This window comes from Polaromonas sp. CF318 (assembly GCF_000282655.1).
Classification (GTDB): Bacteria; Pseudomonadota; Gammaproteobacteria; order Burkholderiales; family Burkholderiaceae_C; genus Polaromonas.
The window spans coordinates 17437-41212 of the sequence record NZ_AKIV01000143.1 but is presented as its reverse complement, the minus strand read 5'-3'; the positions used below and the strand labels follow the sequence as shown (position 1 = coordinate 41212).

Sequence of the window (23776 nt, the reverse complement as noted above, 5' to 3'; positions counted from 1 at the left end):
TCATGGACGCCGTAAAACTGCAACGAACCTATCTTGACCTCACAACGCCGCACGTCGCTGATGCGTGCATGCGACTCGGTATTCCGGTCCGTAGCGCACCTATGGAAATGCGCCCCTTATGGACCGGAACGCACCTGGTCGGCCGTGTCTGCCCGGCACGCCACTACGGCAGCGTCGACGTGTTCCTTGAGGCCATCGAAAGCTCGGCGCCTGGGGACGTCATGGTCGTCGACAACGGTGGCCGGCGGGATGAAGCTTGCGTCGGGGACCTGGTGACTTTGGAGGTAAGCCTTGCCGGATTGAGTGGCATCGTGATATGGGGTTTGCATCGCGACACGACTGAACTGCGAACCATACGCCTGCCGGTGTTCAGCCTGGGCGCATTGCCTCCCGGCCCACAACGCCTGGATCCACAGGACGCTCTTGCGCTCTCATCCGCCACGTGTGGGGAGCACCTCGTCACCGCCGACGACTTCGTGCTGGGTGATGACGACGGCATCTTGTTCATCCCGCTGGCTCGCGCCGGTGAAGTTGCGGAACTGGCAGCCAGTATCCGGGACACGGAGCGCTACCAGGCGGCACGCATGCATCTCGGCACCACGTTCAGGCGACAGGCCCGGTTCGACGAATACATGGCAACCCGGCGTTCTGACGCAACTCACACGTTCCGGCAGCACCTGCGTGCTATCGGCGGGGCGATCGAAGAGTAGACCTCGGCAAGCGGATACGGCCTAGCCGTGTTCCGCGATGTAGCCACGCAGGCGCGGCACGTGGACCACCAGCAATCCCTTGTGGTCCCCGATGCGGACAATGCCGTCCTGCTTAAAGAGGCTGAGCGCCATATTCACCCGCTGCCGGGACAGCCCACAGATCAAGGCGATTTCATGCTGGGGAATCGACAGCTCATGCGCTTCTCCTTCCCTGTTTTCGGCAAGCATCAGTAGCGCTTTGGCGACCCGCATCTCGGGCCTCAGCAGACGAGATGCAGCCAACATCCCCACAAACTCGCCCATACGCGCGTTCATGAGCTCGCAAAGAAAATGGCTGAATTCGATGGACGACTGGCGCAGCGTTTCGAATGTCTGCACGGGGATCAGGCAAATTCGAGCAGGGGTGAGCGAGCGCAGGTCGTATTGCCGCAGTTCCTTCTTGAGCAAGGAGCCTTCACCTCCCCATTCTCCTTCCCGCAGGCAGTACAGGGTAGTTTCGGCGCCCTCCGGCGTGACCACGTACATTTGCAGGAAGCCGCGCATGACCCCATACCAATGCGTACTGGGTTCACCCGTGCGGGCGATATATTCACCAGCTACAGATGTCTTTTCAGTGGCGGTTCTCAGCGTCAATGAGCGCAGATCTGTCGATAGCGCGCAATACCAGGGCCACTTCTCCAGAAACTCCGGCAAGCTAGGGGTCGGCGTCTGCTCCGTTGTCAGCATGCTCATAAACCGGCACTTTCTTCTACGACGTTGATGTGGTGTCGAGTAGCGGTGCTTCACTCCTCTCAGGAGTATTGAATGTCGTCGAAATCTGACCTAAATGAAACAGTAGTTTCCATCACTCTGAGCCGCTCCAGCCGCCCTCAGGACAGTTCAGCAACAGAAGCGCCTTGAACCTGATTGCTTGCCAGCGCATCCGCAACGAACCCATTGATTTTCATTTCCTCGACAAAGGCACGAAGACACTCAGCTGCGGCCTCTCCCCGCCCTTTAGGGACTCCCATAGCCTGCTGAATTACCATGAAACGGCCCGGTAGCAACCGGAGTTCTCTGTGATTTTTTGCGTCGGCCTCGAGTTGCTGTTTTACGCCAGCCGCGACATCTGTTTTCTCCGCAATGAAGGTGTCCACTACGGCAGGTGAAGTAGGCGCCCTGACAATGCTGGCGCGCTTCAGTTCACGGGTCAGGTACAGATCGTATGCGCTGCCGAGCCCAACGGTCACGGTAACGCCTTCCCGGTCAACTTCGCCATTGTGAGTGAGGGGCGAGCTTTCACGGACAAGATAACAACCTTCGATCAAGACATACGGCGCAGTAAATGAAATGCCTGCACCTCGCAACGGGTCAATGGCGAAGAAGCCTATGTCGGCCTGATCATCTGTTACAGCCTGGACAGACTTCCCAGCGGAGTCAAAAACCAAGAACTCTACGGGAACCCCTAGTCGCTGTGCAAACGCTCTGGCCAGATCAACGGACACGCCCGTGGGCTCTCCACCATGTGGGTTCGCTTTGGCCAGAATGGGGTTTCCAACATTGATGGATGCTCGCAGAACATCCGTTGGGGTGAATGCTTTGATAACCGCAGAATCGATGGCCACAGGGGATCCTTCAAGGCTTGAGAATATTGCTGATCTTCTTGAGATTCCGTAGCGTGCTTGAGAGATGCTTGTGCATCAGCTGCGAGGCCTCTTCATTGCGCTCGCGCTCAAGCAGATCAAGAAGATGAAGGTGTTGTTCGCAGTGTTGTTTGTAGCGACTTCTGTCCTGCATGGATCTATAAGACAACAAGCGACGTACCCGGTTCACTCGTCGAATAGCGTCAATAAAAAACGGGTTGCCTGACCCCTCCACAAGCGATTCATGAAAACGAACCCCACGATCGTGAAGCTGGTCGGCGGTGTCAGTTTTAATGCCGCCTTCCAGCAGATGCTTCTCTGCAGCGCGACAGCGTGCAATGACATGTGCCGGCAAATGATAGTTCGGCTCCAACAAGGCAGCAGGCTCCAGGGCCAGACGAAGGCGATAGGATTGCAACAAGCTGTCGGCAGTTGTCAGCATCGACGAGAACTCCCAGCCATAGCCAGGCTTCTTCTCGATCCAGCCCTCATTAGCGATGCGGCCGAGTACAGCGGTCAACTGCGCTGGCGTTAGCCCGTAACGCTGTTTAATCTGCGCTTCAGAAAATTCATCCGGCAACTCGCCGCGAAGCCTGTCCTCTGCGATACGAAAGTAGGCGTCGGTCACTGCATCCGACTTCGCTTGCCCTGCCTCTTTAAGCAAACCGGGCGACTTCGATACCTCTTGAGCCAGGAAATAGCCGCGGTTGGGCTCACGCGTCAGCAAGCCTTTTTCCGCGAGGTAGGCCAAAGCATCGTTGACCGGCGAGCGGGATACCCTCAAGCGATCCGCCAGTAGCTGCGCTGGCAAATGACTGCCGACGGACATGCCGTCGGCCTGAATCAGGCCGAGGATCTGAGAGGTGATCGATTGGTCGGGTCGCATGAAGATGGATTTTCCATCAACCCGCCGAAACGGCTGCCGGTTGAGGTTTGTGCAGGCCAATCATGCGCTTGAGGGTTGAAGGGATGACGCCACCCGCGCGCAGCAACTCCACCTCAAGAGCGGTTTCGACGGCCGCCGTGGCATCGAAGTGTTCGCTTGTTCCGTTCGCTCTGAGCACGCTTATCGATACCGGGCCGCGCGGCTGAATCTCGTCCGGTTGGGCATCGATCTCAATTCGGTCTCCAATTTTGAGACCCAAGGTGAATGGAGTCGCACCGACGGGCATCTTGAGGGGCAATACGCCCATGCCGATCAGGTTGGAGCGGTGAATTCGCTCGAAACTGTTAGCCAGAACGGCGCGAATACCCAGAAGGCGCTGCCCCTTCGCCGCCCAATCCCTGGATGACCCCGTTCCATACCGCTCACCGGCAACCAGAACCACTGAGTCGCCCGCCTTGCGGTATCGCTCCGCGGCTTCCCAGAGCGGCATGACGTCTCCGCTGGGCACATGAAGTGTGTGCGCCACAGGCAATCCTGGAGTCAGCATGTTTTTCAGGGTTTTGCTGTGAAAAGCGCCACGAACCATGACCTCCCAGTTGCCGCGGCGGGAAGCAAATACGTTCAGGTCGTTTCGATCGTCACCTCTTTCGACCAGGAAATCTGCCACCAAGCTGTCGCGCGGAATGGCGCTGGCCGGTGAGATATGGTCTGTGGTGACATCATCGCCGACGATGAGCAGCGGATACGCCGTGTACCGTCCCAGCATGCTGCCCTCAGTGAGCGCAGCGAATGGCGGCCGGCGCAGTGCGGTTGACTTTGGCGCCCACGGGTAGAGCTTTGCATCGGGCGCCTCGAGCGCATTCCAAAGCGGATTGCTGGTGGCCAGGTCGAAGGAACGGCGGTAGTCCTGAGGATCTTGGGAAAGGCTTAACGCCGCGTCGATTTCCTCGGACGATGGCCATAGGTCTTTCAGGAATACCTTGGCCCCGTCGGCTTGGACCTGGACCGGATCGACGCGAAGATCCTTTTCGGCGTCGCCGGCCAATCCGAATGCGATCACCAAAGGAGGAGACATCAGGAACCCAAGATCGAGGTCTGGATGAACTCGGCCGGGGAAATTGCGGTTGCCGGACAGCACTGCAACAGGATGGATCGAGCCTTTGCCTAAGGCTTCCTGAATCACCAACGGCAAGGGGCCTGGATTTCCGATGCAGGTGGTGCAACCAAAGCCCACGATATTGAAGCCCACTGCAGCCAGGTCTTCGGTAAACCCTGCGCGCTCCAGGTATGCTGCCGCCGCGGGTGAACCGGGGGCCATGGACGTTTTTACCCACGAGGGCGCTTTAAGGCCGAACGCGCGCGCTTTACGAGCGACCAGGCCCGCGGCGATCAGCAATCTCGGATCGGAGGTATTGGTGCAGCTGGTAATTGCCGCAATCGCGATGGGATGGCGTGGCATCACCGCATCGCCGATCCTTGGGCGGAACTTCAGGGCCGCCAGTACTGACGCCGTTTCCCCGTATTTCAGCAGATCTTGCGGCCGCCGCGGCCCCGCAACATGCATGGCGACGGCATTGAGGTCGATATGAATTGTCTTTGTGTATCTGGGCTCGGCTGAAGGATCGAACCATAAACCCGTGGCCTCCATCAGAAGCCTGACCCGCTCGATGTGATTCGGGGAGCGGCCCGTTTCCCTCAGGTAGTCCAGCGTGCGGCCATCCACTGGGAAGTAACCAGTGGTGGCGCCATATTCCGGAGCCATATTGGCGACCACGGACCGCTCTCCGGCAGACAAGGTGCTGACTCCCGGTCCGTAAAACTCGACAAACTCACCTGAAACACCGATGGCCCGCAACCGTTGCGTTACGGTGAGCGCGAGGTCAGTAGCCAGCGCACCGGGCGGCAAGGTCCCAGTGAGCTTTACGCCAATGACATCCGGAATGCGCAGCATGGTTGGCATTCCAAACATGACCGTCTGCGCCTCAAGACCGCCCACACCCCAACCTAGAACGCCTATGCCATTGATCATGGGTGTATGGCTGTCGGTGCCAATCATCATGTCGGGAATCAACCAGTCCGCACCATCGCGGCTTTCGATTGTGGCCACAGTGGCGAGCTGCTCGAGGTTGATCGTGTGCATGATCCCTGTGCCTGGCGGATTGATGCGGACACCCTTCAATACCCTGGAAGCCCAGCGCAGGAATGTGTAACGCTCCGCGTTCCTGCGGATTTCGAATGCCATGTTGATTTCCGGCGCATCAGCGCGACCAAAGGCCTCAACGGCAAGGGAGTGGTCTATGGACACGTCGACCTGCAGGCTCGAGTTGAGGAGGGCCGGATCGACGCCAGCTTCGTCCAAGGTGTTGCGCATTGCAGCCAGGTCGACCAGTGCCGGAGTGCTTGTGGTGTCGTGCATCAGCACCCGGCTGGGCTGAAATGCAATCTCGGAATCGCTTGTACCGGTCTGGGCCCAAGCCAGCAGCGCATCGATCGCGGCGCGTTTTTCGGCACCTTTCATGTTCCGGGCCGCGTTTTCCAGCAACAAGCGCAACACGACGGGTAGCTTGAACAGCGTTTCCCTACCCAAGGACCGCAAATCGACCCCTTCGAAAGACTGCCCATTGACCCCGATCTGAAGGCTCGGGGTGGCGTAAGTGTTTTCCATAGCTTGCATTTTGCCTTTTAACTATACAAAATGCAATTAAGCAAAGACCTTGAAAACACCTTCTTTGCCCTCCCGGTCTCATCAACAGTCAAGGAATTGCATGTACGCCTATGTTGGCAGCCGCACCACACGCGAACGCAACGCGCGCGGTGAGGGCATCAGTATTTTCAAGGTCGATACCAAAAGTGGCTCCCTTGAGCTTGTCGACATTGTTCGCGGGCTGATCAACCCTTCTTTCCTCGCCTTGAGCGCGGATGGCGAGTTCTTGTACACCGTGCACGGCGACGATACGGAGGTCAGCGCATTCAAGGTGAATCGAAGTTCCGGCCTGCTCACCTTTGTCAATCGGCAAAGCACGCAGGGGAAAAACCCGGTTCACCTGGCCCTGGATCCCACAGGCCGATTTCTGATCGTCTCCAACCACATCGGCGCCAGCCTGGCGGTCCTGCCACTCAAGGTTGACGGCTCTATCGGTGAGATTGCCCAGTTGATGCCCGTCGAAGGTCCCATAGGCCCGCACCGCATTGAACAGAAACAAGCCAAACCGCATTTCAACCCCTTCGACCCGTCAGGTCGGTTTGTCGCGGTTCCTGACAAGGGCCTGGACCGCATCTTTGTCTATCGCTTCGAAAACGGAAAACTGGTACCCGCCGCACACCCGTTCGTACGGTCGCGAGAAGCGGCCGGGCCACGCCATATGTCGTTTCATCCGACTTTCCCGTGGGCCTATGTCGTCAACGAACTGGACTCTACCGTCACCGCATATCACTTCAACGCCGAGACGGGCGCCTTGAAGCCCTTTCAGATCCTCTCATCGTTGCCAGACGACTTCACCGGCGACAGCCGCGCGTCCGAGGTGGAAATCGATGCAACAGGCCGTTTCCTTTATGCCTCCAATCGCGGATTCGACAGCATTGCCGTATTCGCCATTGACCAACACACCGGGCGACTGGCTTTCGTCGAAGCGCAGCCGACCTTAGGCAGCACGCCTCGGTTCTTCACTTCAGCGCCCGATGGCCGCTTCATGTTTGCACTCAACGAAGACAGCGACTCCATCGTGACTTTTGCCGTCGATGCCGACAGCGGGCGTCTTTCTCCGGCGGGTACCGCCGTGGCATCGGCCAGCCCGGTCTGCATGGTCTTTTCCCGATAGCTATTCCCATACCCCGATTCCCCAACGAGCAGGCTTACCAAGTAAGCCGCTCTCCCCCCTCAGGAGTTCACATGCATTCAATTCAACGTCGCTCCATTCTCCTGGCCGCCGGTCTGACAACCTTGTCCAGTATCGTCATGGCCGAGGACTACCCAACACGGCCGATTACGATCGTGGTTCCCTTCTCAGCTGGTGGCGGTGTGGATACCATGGCGCGTCTGCTCGCTGAGAAACTGCGGGAAACCCTAAAGCAATCCGTCGTAGTGGACAACAAGGGTGGAGCCAGCGGCATGCTCGGCGCCGGCTTAGTCGTGAAGGCGGCACCAGACGGCTACACATTGCTGCTCGGGTCCGCCGGCGAAACGGCCATCAATCCGCTGGTCTACAAAGAGAAGATGCAATATGCACCGGAAAAGGACTTGGCACCCATCACCCTGGTCACTCGCGTGCCTAACGTATTGGTGGCCAATCCGAACTTCCCGGCGAAGAACATCGCGGAACTCGTGGCTTACGCCAAGAAGAATCCCGGGAAAGTCACTTACGCTACCAGCGGCGTGGGTAACCCACAGCACCTCAATGGCGAGCTCCTGCAATCTCTCACGGGCATCCAGATGGCTCATGTGCCCTATAGGGGCGCATCCAACCAGCTGCTTGATGTCGCAGCGGGCAATGTCGACATCACTTTCGTGAGCCTGGCCGGCGCCACGCCGTTCATCAAAAGCAATCGTGTCAAGGCAATTGCGGTCACGTCTGCAAAGCGTGCAAGTTTTGCCCCTGACATTCCCGCAATCTCGGAGTTTGCACCCGCTGCGACCTACAGCCTGGAAAACTGGTTCGGCCTATTCGCGCCCGCCAAGACGCCGGCGGACGTGCAGGCAAAGCTCAATGCAGCGGTGACCGCTGCATTGAAGGACCCACAGCTCGTCAGTCGGTTGCGCGAACAAGGCGGCGAACCTACGCCACTGAGCCAGGCTCAGTTCCGGGATTTCATCAAGAAAGAATCCGCGCAGTATGGTCGTATCGTAGACAGCGCAAAGATTGTTGCGGAATGAAGACAGGTCGCTGAGACCTTCAATTCGCCACCTATCCTGGCTTGGGTGCTTCTACCTCCATGTCCCCGCTCAGCAACTCCAGTAGAGTGCCTCTGCATTACGGTTCAGCGCATCGAAGCCGGTCGCTCCCGCTATTGCCCTGCAAGCGCCCATCCACAGCCGGTCATCGACCTGCCTGAAATCCTCGACAACATCGAGCGCTGCCTGGCTCGATCTGGCGGTACCCAGCGTATGAGGCCAGTTTGATCCCCAAAGCAAGCGGTCTGGCCGTTCAATCATCAGCGATCTGATAAATGGCACGAGATCCTCGTACGGCGGTCCGGCAAGTGATGACAGATAGGGTGCCGACAGTTTCACATAGAGATTTCCGGACCGCAGTAGCTCAAGCAGGTTTTTCCAAGAGGCCGAGGTCACCGTTTCACCCACGACTGGCAATCCAATATGGTCCAGCACATAGTTACGTTTCGAGCTGACGATGTAGTCAGCGAGACCGCTCAGCGTTAGCGTTGAGACATGTAGTTGGAGGTGCCAATGCCACGGCAGCAAACTGGTTGCTCCAGCCAACTTTGCAATGGCTACTGCGGGGTCCTCGACGCGATCCACGACGAGATTCACGCGTGCGCCGCGGACACCCGCCGCGTCCAACCGCCGAATTTCGCTCAATGGCGCGCCTTCGGACAGCACGGCTACACCACGGGCCCGACCTTGAAGCGTCTTTAGAGCCTCTTCGAGGCAGGCGTTATTGGCGCCATAAACGCTCGGTTGAATGATCACGGCTGTACCGATGCCCAGATCGCCCATGCGCGCTGCGAGCTGAGCAGCAGTCGCCTCACCTGGCGTGAAGCGCCGCGGCGTCACATACGGGAAACGCCGGGGATCAAAAACGTGGACGTGGGTATCGCAGAGCAACGGCTCGATTGTCATTGCGTCTGAATATTCGCCGCCTTGACCGTTTGCTGCCATTTTTTCAGATCTTCCTGAATGAATTTCTGGAACTCTGCCGAGGAATCGCCAACCGGCGTCGCACCCAGTTCCTGAAGCTTTTGCACAACCTCAGGCGCCTTCAATGCTTTCGCGACCTGGGCATGGATGGTTTTCAGGAGCTCAGGCGGCACCTTCCCCGGCGCGACCACGCCGACCCAGTGCGTCATCGAGAACTTCTGGATGCCGGACTCTTCGAAGGTTGGTACGTCGGGTATTTTGGCAGCACGTTTGGATTGGCCGATTGCTATTGCCTTGATACGTCCCGAGGCCAGAGGACCGGTCGTGCTGGTAATGCTGTCGATCAACAGGTCAATCTCGCCGGCCATAAGCGCCTTGATGGACTCGCCGCCGCCTTTGTAGGGGACGTGCAGGAATTTGGTCCCGGTCAAGGTTCCGAGCAGCTCGGTCGTCAGGTGTGGTGTGCTGCCTATGCCGCCGGAGCCATAAGTTAGTTTTCCGGGATTCTGGCGGGCAAAATCCATGAGCTCGTGCGCATTCTTGAACCGCGAAGTGGCAGGAACCATCATGACCATCGGCGATTCCGCGACCTTGGCGACTGCGGCGAGATCTGTTGCGGTGTCGTAAGGCATCTTGGCCTGCAACGCGGGAGCCATCGTGAAAGGGCCGCTGATAAACCCCAATGTGTACCCGTCAGGAGCGGCCTTCGCCACCGCGTCAGTGCCGATCACGCCGCCTGCGCCGGCTTTGTTGTCGACCACATAGGACTGGCCGGTTTCCGCAGTCAAGCGCTGGGCCAGAACTCGGGCCATCACGTCATTGGGTCCCCCCGCGGCAAATGGGACCACCAGGCGAACGGGTTTGGTCGGATACGCGCCGGTTTGCGCGAATGCCATCGGACCAGCGGTCGCGAGAAGTGCAAAGGCCAAGGCGGCCCTGCGTGTCGGTAGAGGCTGTTTGAACACTTTTATCCTTTCATGTCTCGTACGGCAGAGCACCTCCGCCCGTGCAGTGGCCACTGCACCATGTTGTTGATCACGCGCCCGCAAAGACCCAGCTGGCTTCCTGCGGGAAAGCGACCCAGTATTCGTTTCCAGGTTGGCGGGCCTCCGTTCCGAAGGCACGGAACCGAAGTTCGCCACACATGAAGAGATATTCCCAGCGGTCGCCCAGGAACATAGACGTCACCAGTTTCGCGGCCAGGCTGTTGTCGGTGGGCTGATTCGCCACGCTGACCTTTTCCAGGCGGATGACCATTTCCGCCGTATCGCCTGTTGTGAGTTCGTCGATGGCCTTGCCGGCAATCTTCCACCCATCACCTGCCAGGGTAACGTGCTCGCCGTTCACGGCTTCCACACGCCCCTTGAGGCGGTTGTTGCTGCCCATGAATTCCGCCGTATACAGCGATTTGGGTGAGCCATACAACTCCTGAGGAGAGCCCTCCTGCTCGATTCGACCGTTGCGCAGCAGCAAGATCCGGTCCGACATGGCCATGGCTTCAGTCTGGTCATGCGTCACGCACAACGCCGACAGATTCATGCTCACGATCAGTTCGCGCAGCCAGGCGCGGGCCTCTTCCCGCAGTTTGGCGTCCAGATTAGACAAAGGCTCGTCGAGCAGAATGACAGGCGGGTTGTAAACCAGCGCGCGCGCGATGGCCACGCGCTGCTGCTGGCCGCCGGATAACTGGAAAGGGTAGCGCTTGCCTAGGTGCCCAAGGCCGAGGTTGTCAAGCGCGGTCTGCACCCGTTGGGCAGTTTCCGCCTTGGGTATGTTGCGCAGCATCAGACCGTAGCCAACGTTCTGTTCTACCGTGCGATGGGGCCACAGTGCATAGGATTGGAACACCAGGCCTAGCGAGCGTTGTTCAGCCGGGAGGTTGATGTTTTTTGCTGAATCGAACAATGCCTTGCCATCCAGCAGGATGCTCCCGGCGCGTGGCTGTTCAAAGCCGGCAACGGCGCGCAGCAGCGTGGTCTTACCGCTGCCCGAGGCTCCCAGCAAGGAGACAACCTCGCCTGCCTTGAGGTGGAAAGAGACACCCGTGAGAACCTCAACAGTTCCGTAGCTAAGATTGATATTGGTGACAGAGAGCTTAGTCATGGAGCTTGATCCCGAAACGCAGCGCAAGAGCAAGACCAACGCTGACCATTAATATATTGATGACTGAAAGAGCGGCGACCAGATTGGTCGCGCCGCTGGCCCACATGGAAACCAGAAGGGCGCCAATAACCTCTGAGCCTGGCGAGAGAAGGTAAACACCCGTCGAGTACTCCCGCTCAAAGATCAGGAAGATCAGCAGCCAGCTGGACAGCAAGCCGAAGCGCACCAACGGCAGGGTAATGTGGCGGTTGGTTTGAGTGCGCGTAGCGCCAGCCACGCGGGCGGCCTCCTCCAGATCCGGCCCCACTTGCATGAGCGCACCCTGAACCACTCGCATGCCGTATGCAAGCCAGATCACCGAGTAGGCAATCCAGATACTGATCATCGAGCCGCGCAGTTCTTTCAAGCCGGGGATGAACAGGAAAACCCAGAGAAAGGCCAGACCGGCCAGCAAGCCCGGTATGGCGCGCGGGACCAGCACCAGGTAGTCCATCAGGCGCGTGCCAACGTCGCTGCGACGGTGGGCCGTGAAAGCGATGGCCGTGTACCAGGCCACGGCCGCCGCACCGCCTACGATCCCTATGCCCAGGGTATTGACAATAGCGCGTACCAGGTTGTCCTGCTCAAACACTTCCCGGTAGTTGTCCAGGGTCATCGCATCCATCAGCGAAACACCTTCGCCCCAGCTGGTAACAAATGACCGCAGTGCAATGCCGGAGACCGGCACAAACACGGTCACGAACAGCCAGGACATCACAATGGCGATGGCCAGCCATTTCCAGCGGCCAAGACGAAGGACCTGAGTCCTGCCACCCTTGCCTTTGAGCGTCACATATTTGTTGGCGCTTTTGAGCAGGTGGCGCTGCATGATGACCAGCGGAAAGGTGACCGCGACGATAACCATCGCCACCACTGCCATCAGATGGTAAGAGGGGATGCCGAGCTTGTTGGCCAGTTTGTACATATAGGTGGTCAACACCAGGTAACCGCCAGGATCGCCAAGCACGAGCGGCAATCCGAACACCTCGAATCCCAGGAACAGCATCAGCACTGCCGCAAACAACATCGACGGCATGATCATGGGAATGCTGACATCGCGCGCTACACGAAATGGTGAGGCCCCCGAAATTCGGGCTGCTTCTTCGACGTCGCTACCCACATTGCGCAAGGCGGCAGAGGCATACAGATAGACGTGCGGCACATGCGTCAACCCGGCAATCACCGCAATCCCCGTCAAAGAGTAGACATTCCAGGGCTCTTCGCCAAACATGCTGCGCCACCAGAGGGTGTAAAACCCGGTAGGGCCCGTGGCAACCACGTAGCCCAGAGCCAGCACGACAGCGGAAATGAAGATGGGCGTGAGCAGCATCGGTTCAATCCATCGACGCCATGGCATGTCAGTTCTCACCATCAGAAAAGCCAGAATGGCTCCGAGCGGTATTGACACCACCACCATTCCACCTGCGATGACCAGTGAGTTCTTCAGGGCAACATAGAAATCGTCGTCAGAGAAGACGAACTTGTACGCATCCAGAGAAAACTGATGCTTGAGGAAGAAAGGCGCGTTCAGCAGGCTTTGGTAGCCGATCATCACCAGCGGCAGCAGAACTGCCACCACGGTGATGAGGACGACAACCCAACGCGGGACTTGCGACAAAATTGGCCACCGCAGGCCCAAGGCTCCTGCTGATGGCGATGAAACTGACACGGTCATTGAAGCTCCTAGGCGGCGAACAACGGGTTCATTTTTTGACGTTTTGCTGCCATTGCTTGAGGAATTCGACCCGTTTGGTCTGATCCAGATAGGTCAGTAGGTTGTCGTCGATAGCGATTGGTTTGAGGTTGCTGCCCAGTTGCTTGGTCAGTGCTGCCATGGTGGTTTCACCTTCTACATCGGAGCGGATCGAATACAGCTCCGATGCTGTCGAAAGCGTCGTTTGGCCCTTCTTGGACAGCAGATAGTCGAGCCACAGCTTGGCTGCGTTCGGATTCTTTGCGGTCTTCGAAATGAACGCCACACGGCTGAAGACCAGCGTGTAATCTTTCAAATAGGCGTAGCCAATGCTCGCGTCCTTCTTGGCGCGCGCATGCGCATAAGAAAGAAACATGTTGTAGCCAATGATGTTCTCGCCAGAGGAGATGCGCTCCATCATGGTGCCGCTGGAGGATTGCAGCTTCACGCCGCTGCCGGCCATCGTCTTAATGACTTCCCAGGTGTTTGGCGAAAGCTTGACGTCGTTTGAAAGGAACAGAAATCCGGAACCGGACTTCTCGATGTCGAAGCTGGTGACCTTGCCCTGAAAGCGGGTTGGATCGCTCTTGAGGAGCTTCATGAAATCGGCTCGAGTGGCCGGCACTTCGGCTTCTTTCAGCAGGCGCTTGTTGTAGACGATACCGACTGGCTCGAAAGTCGTTCCATAGGCTGTGTTCTTGTAGACAGCCCACTTTGGCAAATTCTTCGCTTCCGGGCTCTCATAGGGCGCAGAGTAGTTTTCGTTCACCAGCTTCAACTGCTGATCCATCGCCGAGCTCCACACCACGTCAGCGCTACCAGCGCCGGCGGCCGTTTCGCTGATAAAGCGATTGAAAAGCTCTGTGGTGTTCATGTCGCTGTATTCGACCTTGACGCCGGGGTACATGGCTTCAAACTCTCGCACCAGCGGACGACCCGCGGCTGCGTCGGTTGGCGTGTAAATCAGGACCTTGCCTTCTTTCTTTGCACCGTCGATGACAGCTTGATATGACGCCGGATAGCCAGCAGGTACTTGCGCGTGCGCCAGCATGGTGAAGCCGGAAGCCGCCAGAACGAGAAGTGATTGCTTAAAAACGTGTTTCATGTTGTCTCCAGTTAAGAATTAATACAAATTGGTAGAAATCGACAATGACGCGCTACGGTCATAGGCCGAATTCCAGGAATGCGGCGATTAAAAGGGCCGAATCGGAACTTCTTGCGATCAACATCGACTCAATCTGCTCGGATTTTTTGGTCCTTCACTAGCTTCCCCCATCGGAAGGATTCGGCCGCCACAAATGCTTGAAACAGTTCCGGGCTGCCTGTCCCAATCTCGTTGCCTTGGGCTACAACTTTGTCGCGCAAGTCGGGCTCTTTCAAGGCCCGGTTGATTGCGGCATTCAGTTTGGCAACGACGGCCGGCGACGTGCCCTTCGGTGCCACGATGCCGAACCAGTTGGAAATTTCCACGCCCTTGAACCCGATTTCTGCAAAAGTTGGCACATCGGGCAACAAGGGTGACCGCTTTGAGCTGGCAATGGCCAGAGCGCGCGTCTTTGGAGGCGTGGCCTTCAACTGCGGCATTGAAGCCGTAATCCACTCAAACATAAAGTTCACATTCCCGGCAATCAGGTCATTGACTGCAGGCGCACCGCCGGAATAGGGAATGTGTGTCGCGAAGATTCCGGTCGTGCTCTTGAACATCTCTCCTGCCAGATGATGAGCTCCGCCCGAGCCAGCCGAGGCATAGCTCAGCTTGCCTGGCCTGGCTTTAGCATCAGCGATCAGGTCTTTGGCACTCTTGTAGGGCGCATCGGCTTTGACCATTAGGAGTAAAGGACCGCGCTCAATCAAAGCCACGGGGATAAGGTCCTTCTGAGGATCAAAGCCCATCTTGGGATCCAGGTGCTTGTTGATCGCGAGCGGAGCAAAGTTGCCCAGACCGATGGTGTAGCCATCCGGGGCCGCTTTGACGATCAACTCCGTGCCCGTATTTCCGCCTTTGCCGGGTTTGTTTTCGACGTTAACCGGCTTTCCGAAGTAACCGGCCAGCTTCTGTGCAACCTGTCTCGCCCTGATATCCGAGCTTCCCCCTGACGCATAGGGCACGATCAGGGTGATCGACTTACTAGGGTAATTGGCGTCGACATCCTGCGCATGCGCGGTCGCACCACCTAGCGCAACCACAATCAACACGCACCCGTGAATTGCTACGTCGCGAAAGGAGCTTCTCGTTCCAGAGCTATTCGTTCGCATTTTGTCTCCTTAGGGTTTGTTCTCACTTAAAGCTCCTGTTTTTATATTTGTACTAAATCATAACTTGATACAATACAGGCAAGAATAATGATTAACCCTGAGACAACGCAATGAACAGCCGGATCGCTCTGATTCACGCCACGCCATTGGCAATAGCCCCCATCGAGGAGGCCTTCAAACGCCTTTGGCCAACAGCAACCACGATGAATTTGCTTGACGGCAGCCTGTCCGCCGACCTGGCGCAGGGTGCGGTCTCCACCGAAGCGTTCACGGCTCGTTTCCTGGCGCTGAGCCGCTATGCCGCGTCAACGGGAGCCGAGGCCGTCTTATTTACATGCTCGGCCTTTGGTTCAGCACTGGACGAAGCCAAGAAAACCATGTCTTTACCCAGTCTCAAACCCAATGAGGCGATGTTCGCGGAGGCGCTCGCTCACGCCCGCGGCAAGCGTGGCCGGATTGGATTACTTACGACCTTCTTGCCGGCGACCCAGGCGCTTGAGAGTGAGCTTCGCGACGATGCCGGCGCTGCCGGCATGGAAGTGGAGGTCATCAAGAAATGCGTGCCGGAGGCTCTCGACGCGCTCAACCGAGGCGATGCCGATACCCACGACAGGCTGCTCAAACAGGCGGCTCTTGAAATGGGCGAAATGGACGTGCTGATGCTCGGCCAATTTTCCATGGCCAGGGCATCAACCCTTCTAAGGGAATGCCTCAGCTACCCCGTGCTGACCAGTCCGGACAGTGCCGTGTCCAAGCTCAAGTCTTCCATCGAATCTCACCCCCGACACAACCGCTCCAATCCAATCTAACTGAAAGGTGTTTTTATGAAAATTGTTGTTCTGCCTTGCGATGGCATCGGCCCTGAAATTGTTGCAGCCTCCATGGAGGTGCTGCAAGCTGCCAACACCAAATTCAAACTCGATCTGTCGTTTGACTATGAAATCGTCGGCTTCGAAAGCCTGGAAAAATTCGGCACCACGCTCCGCCAAGAAGTGCTTGAACGCGCCAAGACCTACGACGGCGTGATTTTGGGCACCCAGTCACATGCAGACTATCCGACACCGGAAAAGGGCGGCCGCAACGTCTCCGCCGGCTTTCGTATCGGCTTGGACCTCTATGCAAACGTTCGCCCCGCACGTACCCGCCCATTCCTGCAGTCAAATATGCGTGAAGGCAAGTCCATGGACCTCGTCATCATGCGCGAAGCTACCGAAGGCTTCTATCCAGACCGGAACATGACAAAAGGCTGGGGCGAAGTGATGCCAAGCCCGGACATGGCACTGTCAACACGCAAAATCACCCGCCATTGCAGCGAGCGCATTGCCCGCCGTGCATTCGAGCTGGCCATGACCCGCCGCAAGAAAGTCACGGCAATCCACAAGGCCAACAGTTTTCACATGACGGACGGTCTCTTCCTGGAAGCCGTGAACCACGTAGCCAAGGAGTTCCCGGAAGTCAAGCTGGATGACCTGCTGGTTGACGCTTCCACAGCGCACCTGGTTCGCAATCCTGAGTCCTTTGACGTGCTGGTTGCGACCAACTTTTATGGCGACATCCTTTCCGACCTGGCCAGCGAACTGTCCGGCAGTCTCGGCCTGGCAGGCTCAATCATGGCCAGCGACACCTTGTGTTGCGCCCAAGCCCAGCACGGCTCGGCACCGACCATCGCCGGCAAGGACATCGCCAACCCAACGTCCATGATCCTGTCGGTAGCAATGCTGATACGCTGGATGGGTGACAACAAGAAGATCAAGGCTCTTCAGAACGCCGGCGACGCAATGCAGGCCGCCGTCGACAAGGTATTGGAGGATCCAGCTCTTCGCACCTCGGATCTGGGCGGAACCACCGGCTGCAAGGCTTTTGGTCAGGCCGTTGCCAAGGTGGTCGCTGCAGGTTAATCAATGAGCGCAACTCAACCCTCACGCGCCGTGAAACTCGGCTGTATCGCAGACGACTTCACCGGTGCAACCGATCTGGCCAACAACCTGGTCAGGTCGGGAATGCGGGTGATACAGACCATCGGTGTACCGCAAGGAGGCATCGGAGAGGCCGACGCGGTTGTTGTCGCATTGAAGTCCAGGACCATTCCCGCAGGTGAAGCGGTCACGCAATCCCTCGACGCTCTGGCCTGGCTGAAGAAGCAAGGCGCCTCCCAGTTCTATTTCAAGATCTGCTCCACCTTCGACTCGACATCTGACGGGAACATCGGCCCCGTCGCCGAGGCATTGATGACAGCCTTGAGCACCGATTTCTGCTGCGTGACTCCCGCGTTTCCGGAAAATCACCGTACGGTATTCAAAGGTCACCTCTTCGTCGGTGACCAGTTGCTCAGCGATTCGGGAATGCGTAATCACCCGCTGACGCCCATGACCAACTCCAACCTGGTCCAGGTGATGCAGGCGCAATCCGATGGCAAGGTCGCGTTGATCGAACACGCCACTGTTAACGCCGGCGGCGCTGCGATTCAAGACAAGATTGCTCATCTTCGCAGTCAGGGCTTCCGGTTTGCGATCGTTGATGCGATTGATAACGAGGATTTGCTCAGCTTGGGACGGGCCATCTCCATGATGCCGCTGGTCGTGGCGGGCTCCGGGGTCGCGATTGGATTGCCGCAGAACCACGGGCTTACCCCTTCGACGAAGGCCGCGCAATTGCCGCCGGCCGCGGGTCTTCAAGCGATCGTCTCCGGCAGCTGTTCCATCGCCACCAACCGGCAAGTGGCGGAGTTCATCCGGGCTGGCCTTCCGGCGCTGGCTATTGACCCCCTGCGGATTGCCGCGGGTAACAATGTTATTCAAGAGGCGCTTGACTGGGCATCAAAGCAACTCGGCACGCAACCAATCCTTATTTACTCGTCTGCAGACCCCGTCTCCGTCAAAGAGGTGCAAGGCCAACTCGGCGTCAACGACGCCGGCGCCATGGTCGAGCACGCGCTTGCTGCGATCGCCAAGGGATTGGTGGAATTAGGCGTGCGTCAGCTTCTGGTAGCCGGCGGTGAGACTTCGGGCGCGTGCGTACAGGCTCTCGGTATCGCCCAAATGCGCATCGGTCAGCAGATTGATCCAGGTGTGCCCTGGTGCTACGCCGGCGCCAGCGCCTGCGGCGCCGACATTCACATCGCGCTGAAATCCGGAAACTTCGGTACTCCCGACTTTTTCACGAAGGCATATAGACTCCTTTCATGAACGAAAACCTTGCCCGTAAGGAAATTTGCCGCATTGGTAAAAGCCTGTTTGATCGTGGTTATGTCCATGCAACTGCCGGCAACATCAGCGTGCGGCTTGAGGATGGATTCCTGATCACTCCGACTGATGCCTGCCTGGGATTTCTGGAACCGGACAGTATTGCCAAGATCGGCAACAACGGTCAGCAAGTCAGCGGTGATCGAGCCAGCAAGACCTTGGCACTACATTCGAAAATTTACTCAGCGGTAGTCTCGTCAGCCCCCGAAACTCGCTGCGTCATTCATACCCACAGCACTCATTGCGTTGCGCTGACGTTAACGGACCCTGTAGGTGAGCTGCTGCCAGCCATTACCCCCTACTTCGTCATGAAAGTGGGACATGTTCCCGTCATCCCTTATCACCGTCCTGGCGATCCCGCGGCCGCAACGCTGGTTGCCGAGACCATCAAACGCTACGAGACCGCAGGCACGCCCATTCGCTCCGTGATGCTTTCGCGATTGGGGCCGAATGTCTGGCATGAGACACCCGCTCAGGCCATGGCAGTTCTGGAGGAGCTCGAGGAGACCGCGCGCTTGTGGGCGATCTCTTCCCACAAACCCGCGCCCCTGAGTGAGGCCGCAATTGCGGAACTGCGCAAAACCTTTAACGCTTCCTGGTAGGCACATGAGAAAGCTCGGCGAATCGTTTCAACTCTCAACCCTCATTCCCGAGCCCTCAGATATACCTGGACAGGCTGCGGTGAGCTTTCCGCTGAATCAGCTGGAGTACTTGATCGGCGGTGATATTCGAGCCTGGAAAGGCCCTTCAAAGCCAGTCCACTCTCCGGTACTGATTGCTGGCGCCCCTGAGAACCAAGCTCGAATACTGGGCAGCTTCCCCTTACTCGACCGCCACACTGCGCTGGAGGCCTTGGCCGCTGCCGTGACGGCATACGACAACGGCCGGGGAGTCTGGCCCAGCATGTCCGTTGCGAAGCGGATCGAGCATATGGAGCTCTTCACCCGCATGATGATCGACCGGCGGGCACAAATTGTTGCCCTCATCCAATGGGAGGTCGCCAAGAACCTTCCGGATGCGGAAAAGGAGTTTGACAGGACCATCGAGTACATAGAGGCGACAGTAGGCGCACTCAAAGACCTTGACAACGCCAACTCCCGGTTTACCACGGTCGATGGCACCATCGCACAGATCCGGCGCTCTCCGCTCGGAGTCGTTCTCTGCATGGGCCCCTATAACTATCCGTTGAACGAGACACTCACCACGCTCATTCCAGCGCTGATCATGGGAAATACCATTCTGCTGAAACCGCCAAAGCTCGGTGTCTTGATCTATGGCCAGCTTCTGGAGGCCTTTCAGAAAGCTTTCCCGCCAGGCGTGGTCAACACGGTCTATGGGCAGGGTGAGGAAGTGGTGCCGCCACTGATGGAAAGCGGCAGGGTCAGCGTGCTGGCGCTGATAGGTTCGAGCAAGGTCGCCGACAAGCTGAAGAAGCTTCACCCCAAGTCAAACCGCCTGCGAGCCATTCTGGGCCTCGACGCCAAGAATCCGGGAATCATCCTTCCCGACGCCGACCTCAATCTGGCGGTCAAGGAGTGCCTGCTGGGTACGCTCTCCTTTAACGGGCAACGCTGCACGGCACTCAAGATTTTGCTGGTTCACAGGAGTATTGCGGAGCAGTTCGTCGAGAAACTCTCGGTCGCTGTTAACGGCATGAGTATTGGCATGCCGTGGGAAGCAGGCGTGCAGATCACGCCAGTAGCCGAGGCCGGCCGCGTCGCTTACTTGGCCGAATGTATTGCGGACGCCAAGGCCAAAGGGGGTGCCGTGACGAATGCGCATGGAGGAGAGTTTCTGGGAACCTTGTTCAGACCTGCTGTGGTCTATCCGGTCTCGCCAGACATGAAGCTCTACCAGGAAGAGCAGTTTGGACCAATCATTCCCGTAGTGCCTTTCGACAACGTCAGCGAAGCGCTGGAGTATGTGAGTGAGTCGAAGTACGGCCAGCAGGTCAGCGTGTTCGGAAGTGACCCTGCCCAGATAGGCTCGGTTGCCGACCAGCTGGTTAACCAGGTGTGCCGCGTGAACATCAATGCCCAGTGTCAACGGGGACCGGACATCTTTCCATTCACCGGCCGAAAAGACTCTGGGGAAGGAACGTTATCTGTGGCCGACGCGCTACGAGCCTTTTCTATCCGAACCATGATCGCCGCGAAGGAAACCGCGGCAAGCAAGGAGTTGTTGCATGCCATCGTCTCGGGTGGTCACTCGAACTTCATCCATACGGGGTTTGTTTTTTGAGCACACGCCCGCTGTTCCGATAGCAGTGGTCAAAGTAAAATGAACCCTTACTAGCCTTCAGTCCTGAAGAGAAGTTGCCATCATGAAGCCCACCGCATTACCGTCCAACGTCAGTCCGCTCGCGCCCGCGCTTGCCGGAAAAATCGTGGAGATGATCCGGCGGGACTGGTTACCGGAAGGCCACCGCTTAACCGAACAGGTTTTGTGTGACGAGCTAGGTGTTTCGCGCTCACCCGTTCGAAAAGCCTTGCAATATCTGGCCGCTACCGGCGTTGTCCGATCCGAGCCAAATAAGGGCTTCCAGGTTGCGAAGTCCTCCAAAGACCTGGGCTCCATGGTGCTGCCCGAAGCCGCTGATTCCGACGAAGCTGTGTACATGCAGATCGCTGACGATCGCGTCGCCGAGAAGCTCGGTACCGACATCGCCGAGACTGATTTAATGCAGCGCTATGGAAGCACCCGAACCCAGATCCAGCGTGTTCTTAATCGCATGTCGCGTGAGGGTGTGGTCGAACGCAAAGCCGGACGGGGATGGGTTTTTCTTCCTCTGATGAGCACTGCTGAGTCTTACAGAGAAAGCTACCGCTTTCGCATGATCATTGAGCCCGCCGCCATCATTGAGCCCGGTTATGAGGTGGACCTTGTCGAGTTAGACAAATGCTATAGGGAGCAGGTTGAACTACTGTCAGGTGGTATTGAAAAGTGGACACGCTCAGAGCTCTTCCGGCCGGGCGTGCACTTACACGAAACAATCATTGCGGGCTCAGGTAACCGTCTGCTGCTGGATGCGTTGCGCAAAGTCAATCAGTTGCGGCGGTTGATGGAATACCGGTCCAAGCTCGATCGATCGCATATGCGCCTTCAATGCGAAGAACACCTGGTCTTGATCGATCTGCTGAGGCGCAATGAACGAGTGGAAGCATCACACTTTCTTCGCGAGCATTTGAATGGCGCCAAGACCCGAAAGGCCGGACCGGACTCCAAAGCAGGCGCCAAACTCAAACGCGCCTAGGTCCCTACGCCAAGACTCACGCGCGCGCAACATCAAACGCCAGCGGCAACCGCACCTGCGCGACCAGGCCCTGCGGCGCGCGCCTCAACTGCACGTCGCCGCCGTGGGCCCGCGCGATGGAGCGGCACACGGCCAGGCCCAGGCCGCTGCCGGTCTTGCTGGAGGCGCGCGCCTCGGGCGTGCGGTAGAAGGGTTCAAACACACGTTCGAGTTCCGCGTCGGACAGGCCGGGACCGTGGTCGCTGATTTCGACCACGGCGTCCTGCCGCTCGGTGAACAGTCGCACCTCGGCCTGCTCGCCGTACTTCACGGCGTTCTCGACCAGGTTGGCCAGCAACCGGCGTATGCCGATGGCGTCGATTTCCACCGCGGCCTGTTCGCTGTGTTGCAGCACGGCTTTTTTGCCGACGAAGGCGGCGTCCTCGACCACGTCCTCGACCAGGCTGGAGAGCTCGAGCTTTTCGCGCACGCCGGGCTCGGACGCGTCGCGGATAAAGGCCAGTACCGAGCTGATCATCTGCTCCATCTCGTCGAGGTCGGCCTCCATGCCCTGACGCACGCCGTCGGGCACGTCCTCGATGCGAAAGCGCATGCGGGTCAGCGGCGTGCGCAGGTCGTGGCTGATCGCGCCAATCATGGCCGTGCGGTCGGCCACAAAGCTGCGCAGCCGGCTTTGCATGCGGTTAAAGGCGTGCGCCGCGCGGCCGACTTCGGCCGGGCCGCCGAGCGCGAGCACAGGCGCCGAAGGGTCGCGGCCCAGGCGTTCGGCGGCGCTGGCAAAACCCGAGATGGGCCGCACCAGTCGGCGCGAGAACCACCAGCCCGCGGGCGCCACCACCGCGGCCGCCACCAGGAACCACAACAGCACACGGCGCTGCCAGGCGTTCGGGAAAGGCTCGGGAACCGGCTGCACCACCGCCCAGCCGTCGACGCTGCGCATCGCGGCCATGAAGTCGCCCTCCACAAAGGGCGCGGGCGCCAGGCCGAACAATCCGCGCGCGGGCGCTGCTTCACCGGCCGGGCTGGCGGTTGCGGGCGGCGCGGGCAGGCGCGGCGCCGTTGCGCTGCCCGCCTGGGCCGGTGAGCCTGCAACAGGAAGCTCGGCCGCCGGTTCGGGAGGGCGTGCCGCGGAAGGTGCCGAGGAGGCCGTTCCAGGGTTTGTGCGGGCGGCCGGTGCGGGTATAGGCACGGCCTGCTGCAGGGGCGGCTGGGCTGCGCGCTGATTGGAAGGACTCACCGCACCGCCGGGTGCGGGAGGCGCGCCGGCAGAAGATGGCGCACCGCCGGCTGGCGGTGATGTGGGCGATGTGGACGCCGCAGGAGCACCGCCCTGCCCTTGCGGCCCTGGCGCCGCTGCGCCTTGTGCCTGGCCTTGCGCGGGTGATTCAACCGGGCCCGCGCCGGGTGGCGGGGCCGTGCCCGCAGTGGGCGCGCCAGGTGCCGAAGGGCTGGACGTCGAAGGCGTTCTTGATGACGGATCGCTGCCCGACGATGGCGGCAAGGCCGTGCCCTGGCCAGGGGCGGGCGACCCGCCCGGCCAGCCGAAACCACCACCGGGCATGCCGCCCGGTCCCCCCGGGCCCGCCCCGCCGGGAGGCCCGCCCGGCCTGCCGGCCTGCACGCGCAGGAATTCGGCGCGCATCAAACCTGGCTGCGCGCTGTACCCATTTGCCAGCGCATGGCGGCTGCCCGGGTAGGCCGGCAGGGGCGCCGCGCCGGTTTTTTCTTCGCGCGGCATGGCGCTTGCGGTGCCGGCAAAGGGCAGCGGCGTGAAGAAGTAAAGCCGCACGTCGGCCTCGGGCCGGCCCAGCAGCTGGGCCAGCTCGTGGCGCGAGCGCTCCGAGGTCAGCCAGCCGGGGCCCGTCGGTGCCGGCGGCTCGCTCTGCAGCAGGCGCTGCAAAGGCCTGGCGCCGCGTATCTCCAGGGCCGAGCCCGACAGCACCCGCGCGATGTCGCCGAGCTCATACTGCCGCCGCGGCTCGGGTGGCAGCAGCATGGTCAGCGCCAGGGTGACCAGTTGAGCGACCACCAGGCCCGCGAGCAGCAGGCCGGTGATTTGAAGTGCCAGCGGCGGACCGGACCAGCGACGGGAGACATTCCTTGCGTTCATGACACTATGCTGCCATGGAAGCAGGGGGGTGTCACGCAAGGCGGGAAGGC

General features: G+C 59.0%; 20 protein-coding genes. 9 read left to right on the top strand and 11 right to left on the bottom strand.

Features of this window, described 5'->3' with window-relative positions:
- Positions 1-2: 2 nt before the first annotated feature.
- Positions 3-710 carry an RraA family protein gene (locus tag PMI15_RS21920; RefSeq protein WP_007874330.1) on the top strand — a complete coding sequence of 236 codons (708 nt, stop codon included), beginning with the start codon at positions 3-5 and terminating at the stop codon, positions 708-710.
- A gap of 21 nt (positions 711-731) precedes the next feature.
- On the opposite strand, the gene PMI15_RS21915 is transcribed toward PMI15_RS21920, so the two are convergent.
- From PMI15_RS21915 to acnA, 4 genes are all read right to left on the bottom strand, one after another.
- Positions 732-1442 carry a Crp/Fnr family transcriptional regulator gene (locus tag PMI15_RS21915; protein ID WP_007874328.1) on the bottom strand — a complete coding sequence of 237 codons (711 nt, stop codon included), beginning with the start codon at positions 1440-1442 and terminating at the stop codon, positions 732-734.
- 137 nt (positions 1443-1579) lie between these two features.
- Positions 1580-2314: an ABC transporter substrate-binding protein gene (locus tag PMI15_RS21910; protein WP_007874327.1), complete on the bottom strand. Its 735-nt coding sequence runs from the start codon at positions 2312-2314 to the stop codon at positions 1580-1582.
- Between the two features lie 10 nt (positions 2315-2324).
- Positions 2325-3218 carry a GntR family transcriptional regulator gene (locus PMI15_RS21905; protein ID WP_036840639.1) on the bottom strand — a complete coding sequence of 298 codons (894 nt, stop codon included), beginning with the start codon at positions 3216-3218 and terminating at the stop codon, positions 2325-2327.
- 16 nt (positions 3219-3234) lie between these two features.
- On the bottom strand, positions 3235-5883 hold the full coding sequence (gene acnA, locus PMI15_RS21900) for an aconitate hydratase AcnA (protein ID WP_007874319.1): 2649 nt from the start codon (positions 5881-5883) through the stop codon (positions 3235-3237).
- 100 nt (positions 5884-5983) lie between these two features.
- Here acnA and PMI15_RS21895 point away from each other — a divergent pair, with 100 nt between their 5' ends.
- Positions 5984-7036 carry a lactonase family protein gene (locus PMI15_RS21895; protein ID WP_007874317.1) on the top strand — a complete coding sequence of 351 codons (1053 nt, stop codon included), beginning with the start codon at positions 5984-5986 and terminating at the stop codon, positions 7034-7036.
- A gap of 71 nt (positions 7037-7107) precedes the next feature.
- Positions 7108-8088, top strand: coding sequence for a tripartite tricarboxylate transporter substrate binding protein (locus PMI15_RS21890; RefSeq protein ID WP_007874315.1), 981 nt, complete (start codon positions 7108-7110; stop codon positions 8086-8088).
- 69 nt (positions 8089-8157) lie between these two features.
- On the opposite strand, the gene PMI15_RS21885 is transcribed toward PMI15_RS21890, so the two are convergent.
- From PMI15_RS21885 to PMI15_RS21860, 6 genes are all read right to left on the bottom strand, one after another.
- Positions 8158-9012: an amidohydrolase gene (locus tag PMI15_RS21885; protein WP_051002031.1), complete on the bottom strand. Its 855-nt coding sequence runs from the start codon at positions 9010-9012 to the stop codon at positions 8158-8160.
- A complete protein-coding gene (locus PMI15_RS21880; protein ID WP_007874311.1) occupies positions 9009-9926 on the bottom strand; it encodes a tripartite tricarboxylate transporter substrate binding protein in 918 nt (305 codons plus the stop codon). Before PMI15_RS21880 ends, PMI15_RS21885 begins: the two co-directional genes overlap by 4 nt.
- Positions 9927-10065: 139 nt before the next feature.
- A complete protein-coding gene (locus PMI15_RS21875; protein ID WP_007874309.1) occupies positions 10066-11133 on the bottom strand; it encodes an ABC transporter ATP-binding protein in 1068 nt (355 codons plus the stop codon).
- Positions 11126-12847: an iron ABC transporter permease gene (locus tag PMI15_RS21870; RefSeq protein WP_007874308.1), complete on the bottom strand. Its 1722-nt coding sequence runs from the start codon at positions 12845-12847 to the stop codon at positions 11126-11128. The genes PMI15_RS21875 and PMI15_RS21870 overlap by 8 nt, the downstream gene beginning before the upstream one ends.
- A 28-nt stretch (positions 12848-12875) precedes the next feature.
- Positions 12876-13970 carry an ABC transporter substrate-binding protein gene (locus tag PMI15_RS21865; protein WP_007874305.1) on the bottom strand — a complete coding sequence of 365 codons (1095 nt, stop codon included), beginning with the start codon at positions 13968-13970 and terminating at the stop codon, positions 12876-12878.
- Positions 13971-14098: 128 nt separating this feature from the next.
- A complete protein-coding gene (locus PMI15_RS21860) occupies positions 14099-15121 on the bottom strand; it encodes a tripartite tricarboxylate transporter substrate binding protein (protein ID WP_007874303.1) in 1023 nt (340 codons plus the stop codon).
- 110 nt (positions 15122-15231) lie between these two features.
- Here PMI15_RS21860 and PMI15_RS21855 point away from each other — a divergent pair, with 110 nt between their 5' ends.
- From PMI15_RS21855 to PMI15_RS21830, 6 genes are all read left to right on the top strand, one after another.
- Positions 15232-15930, top strand: a complete 699-nt coding sequence (locus PMI15_RS21855) for an aspartate/glutamate racemase family protein (protein WP_007874297.1) — start codon at positions 15232-15234, stop codon at positions 15928-15930.
- Between the two features lie 15 nt (positions 15931-15945).
- Entirely contained in the window at positions 15946-17019 is a 1074-nt protein-coding gene (locus PMI15_RS21850; RefSeq protein WP_007874288.1) for an isocitrate/isopropylmalate dehydrogenase family protein, read from the top strand.
- 3 nt (positions 17020-17022) lie between these two features.
- A complete protein-coding gene (gene otnK, locus PMI15_RS21845; RefSeq protein WP_007874286.1) occupies positions 17023-18306 on the top strand; it encodes a 3-oxo-tetronate kinase in 1284 nt (427 codons plus the stop codon).
- Positions 18303-18965 carry an aldolase gene (locus tag PMI15_RS21840; protein WP_007874279.1) on the top strand — a complete coding sequence of 221 codons (663 nt, stop codon included), beginning with the start codon at positions 18303-18305 and terminating at the stop codon, positions 18963-18965. The genes otnK and PMI15_RS21840 overlap by 4 nt, the downstream gene beginning before the upstream one ends.
- A gap of 4 nt (positions 18966-18969) precedes the next feature.
- Entirely contained in the window at positions 18970-20604 is a 1635-nt protein-coding gene (locus tag PMI15_RS21835; protein WP_007874278.1) for an NADP-dependent glyceraldehyde-3-phosphate dehydrogenase, read from the top strand.
- An 82-nt stretch (positions 20605-20686) separates the two neighbouring features.
- Positions 20687-21616, top strand: coding sequence for a GntR family transcriptional regulator (locus PMI15_RS21830; protein WP_007874277.1), 930 nt, complete (start codon positions 20687-20689; stop codon positions 21614-21616).
- A gap of 16 nt (positions 21617-21632) precedes the next feature.
- Here PMI15_RS21830 and PMI15_RS25505 read toward each other — a convergent pair whose 3' ends face one another.
- On the bottom strand, positions 21633-23726 hold the full coding sequence (locus tag PMI15_RS25505) for an ATP-binding protein (RefSeq protein ID WP_007874276.1): 2094 nt from the start codon (positions 23724-23726) through the stop codon (positions 21633-21635).
- Positions 23727-23776: the final 50 nt, after the last annotated feature.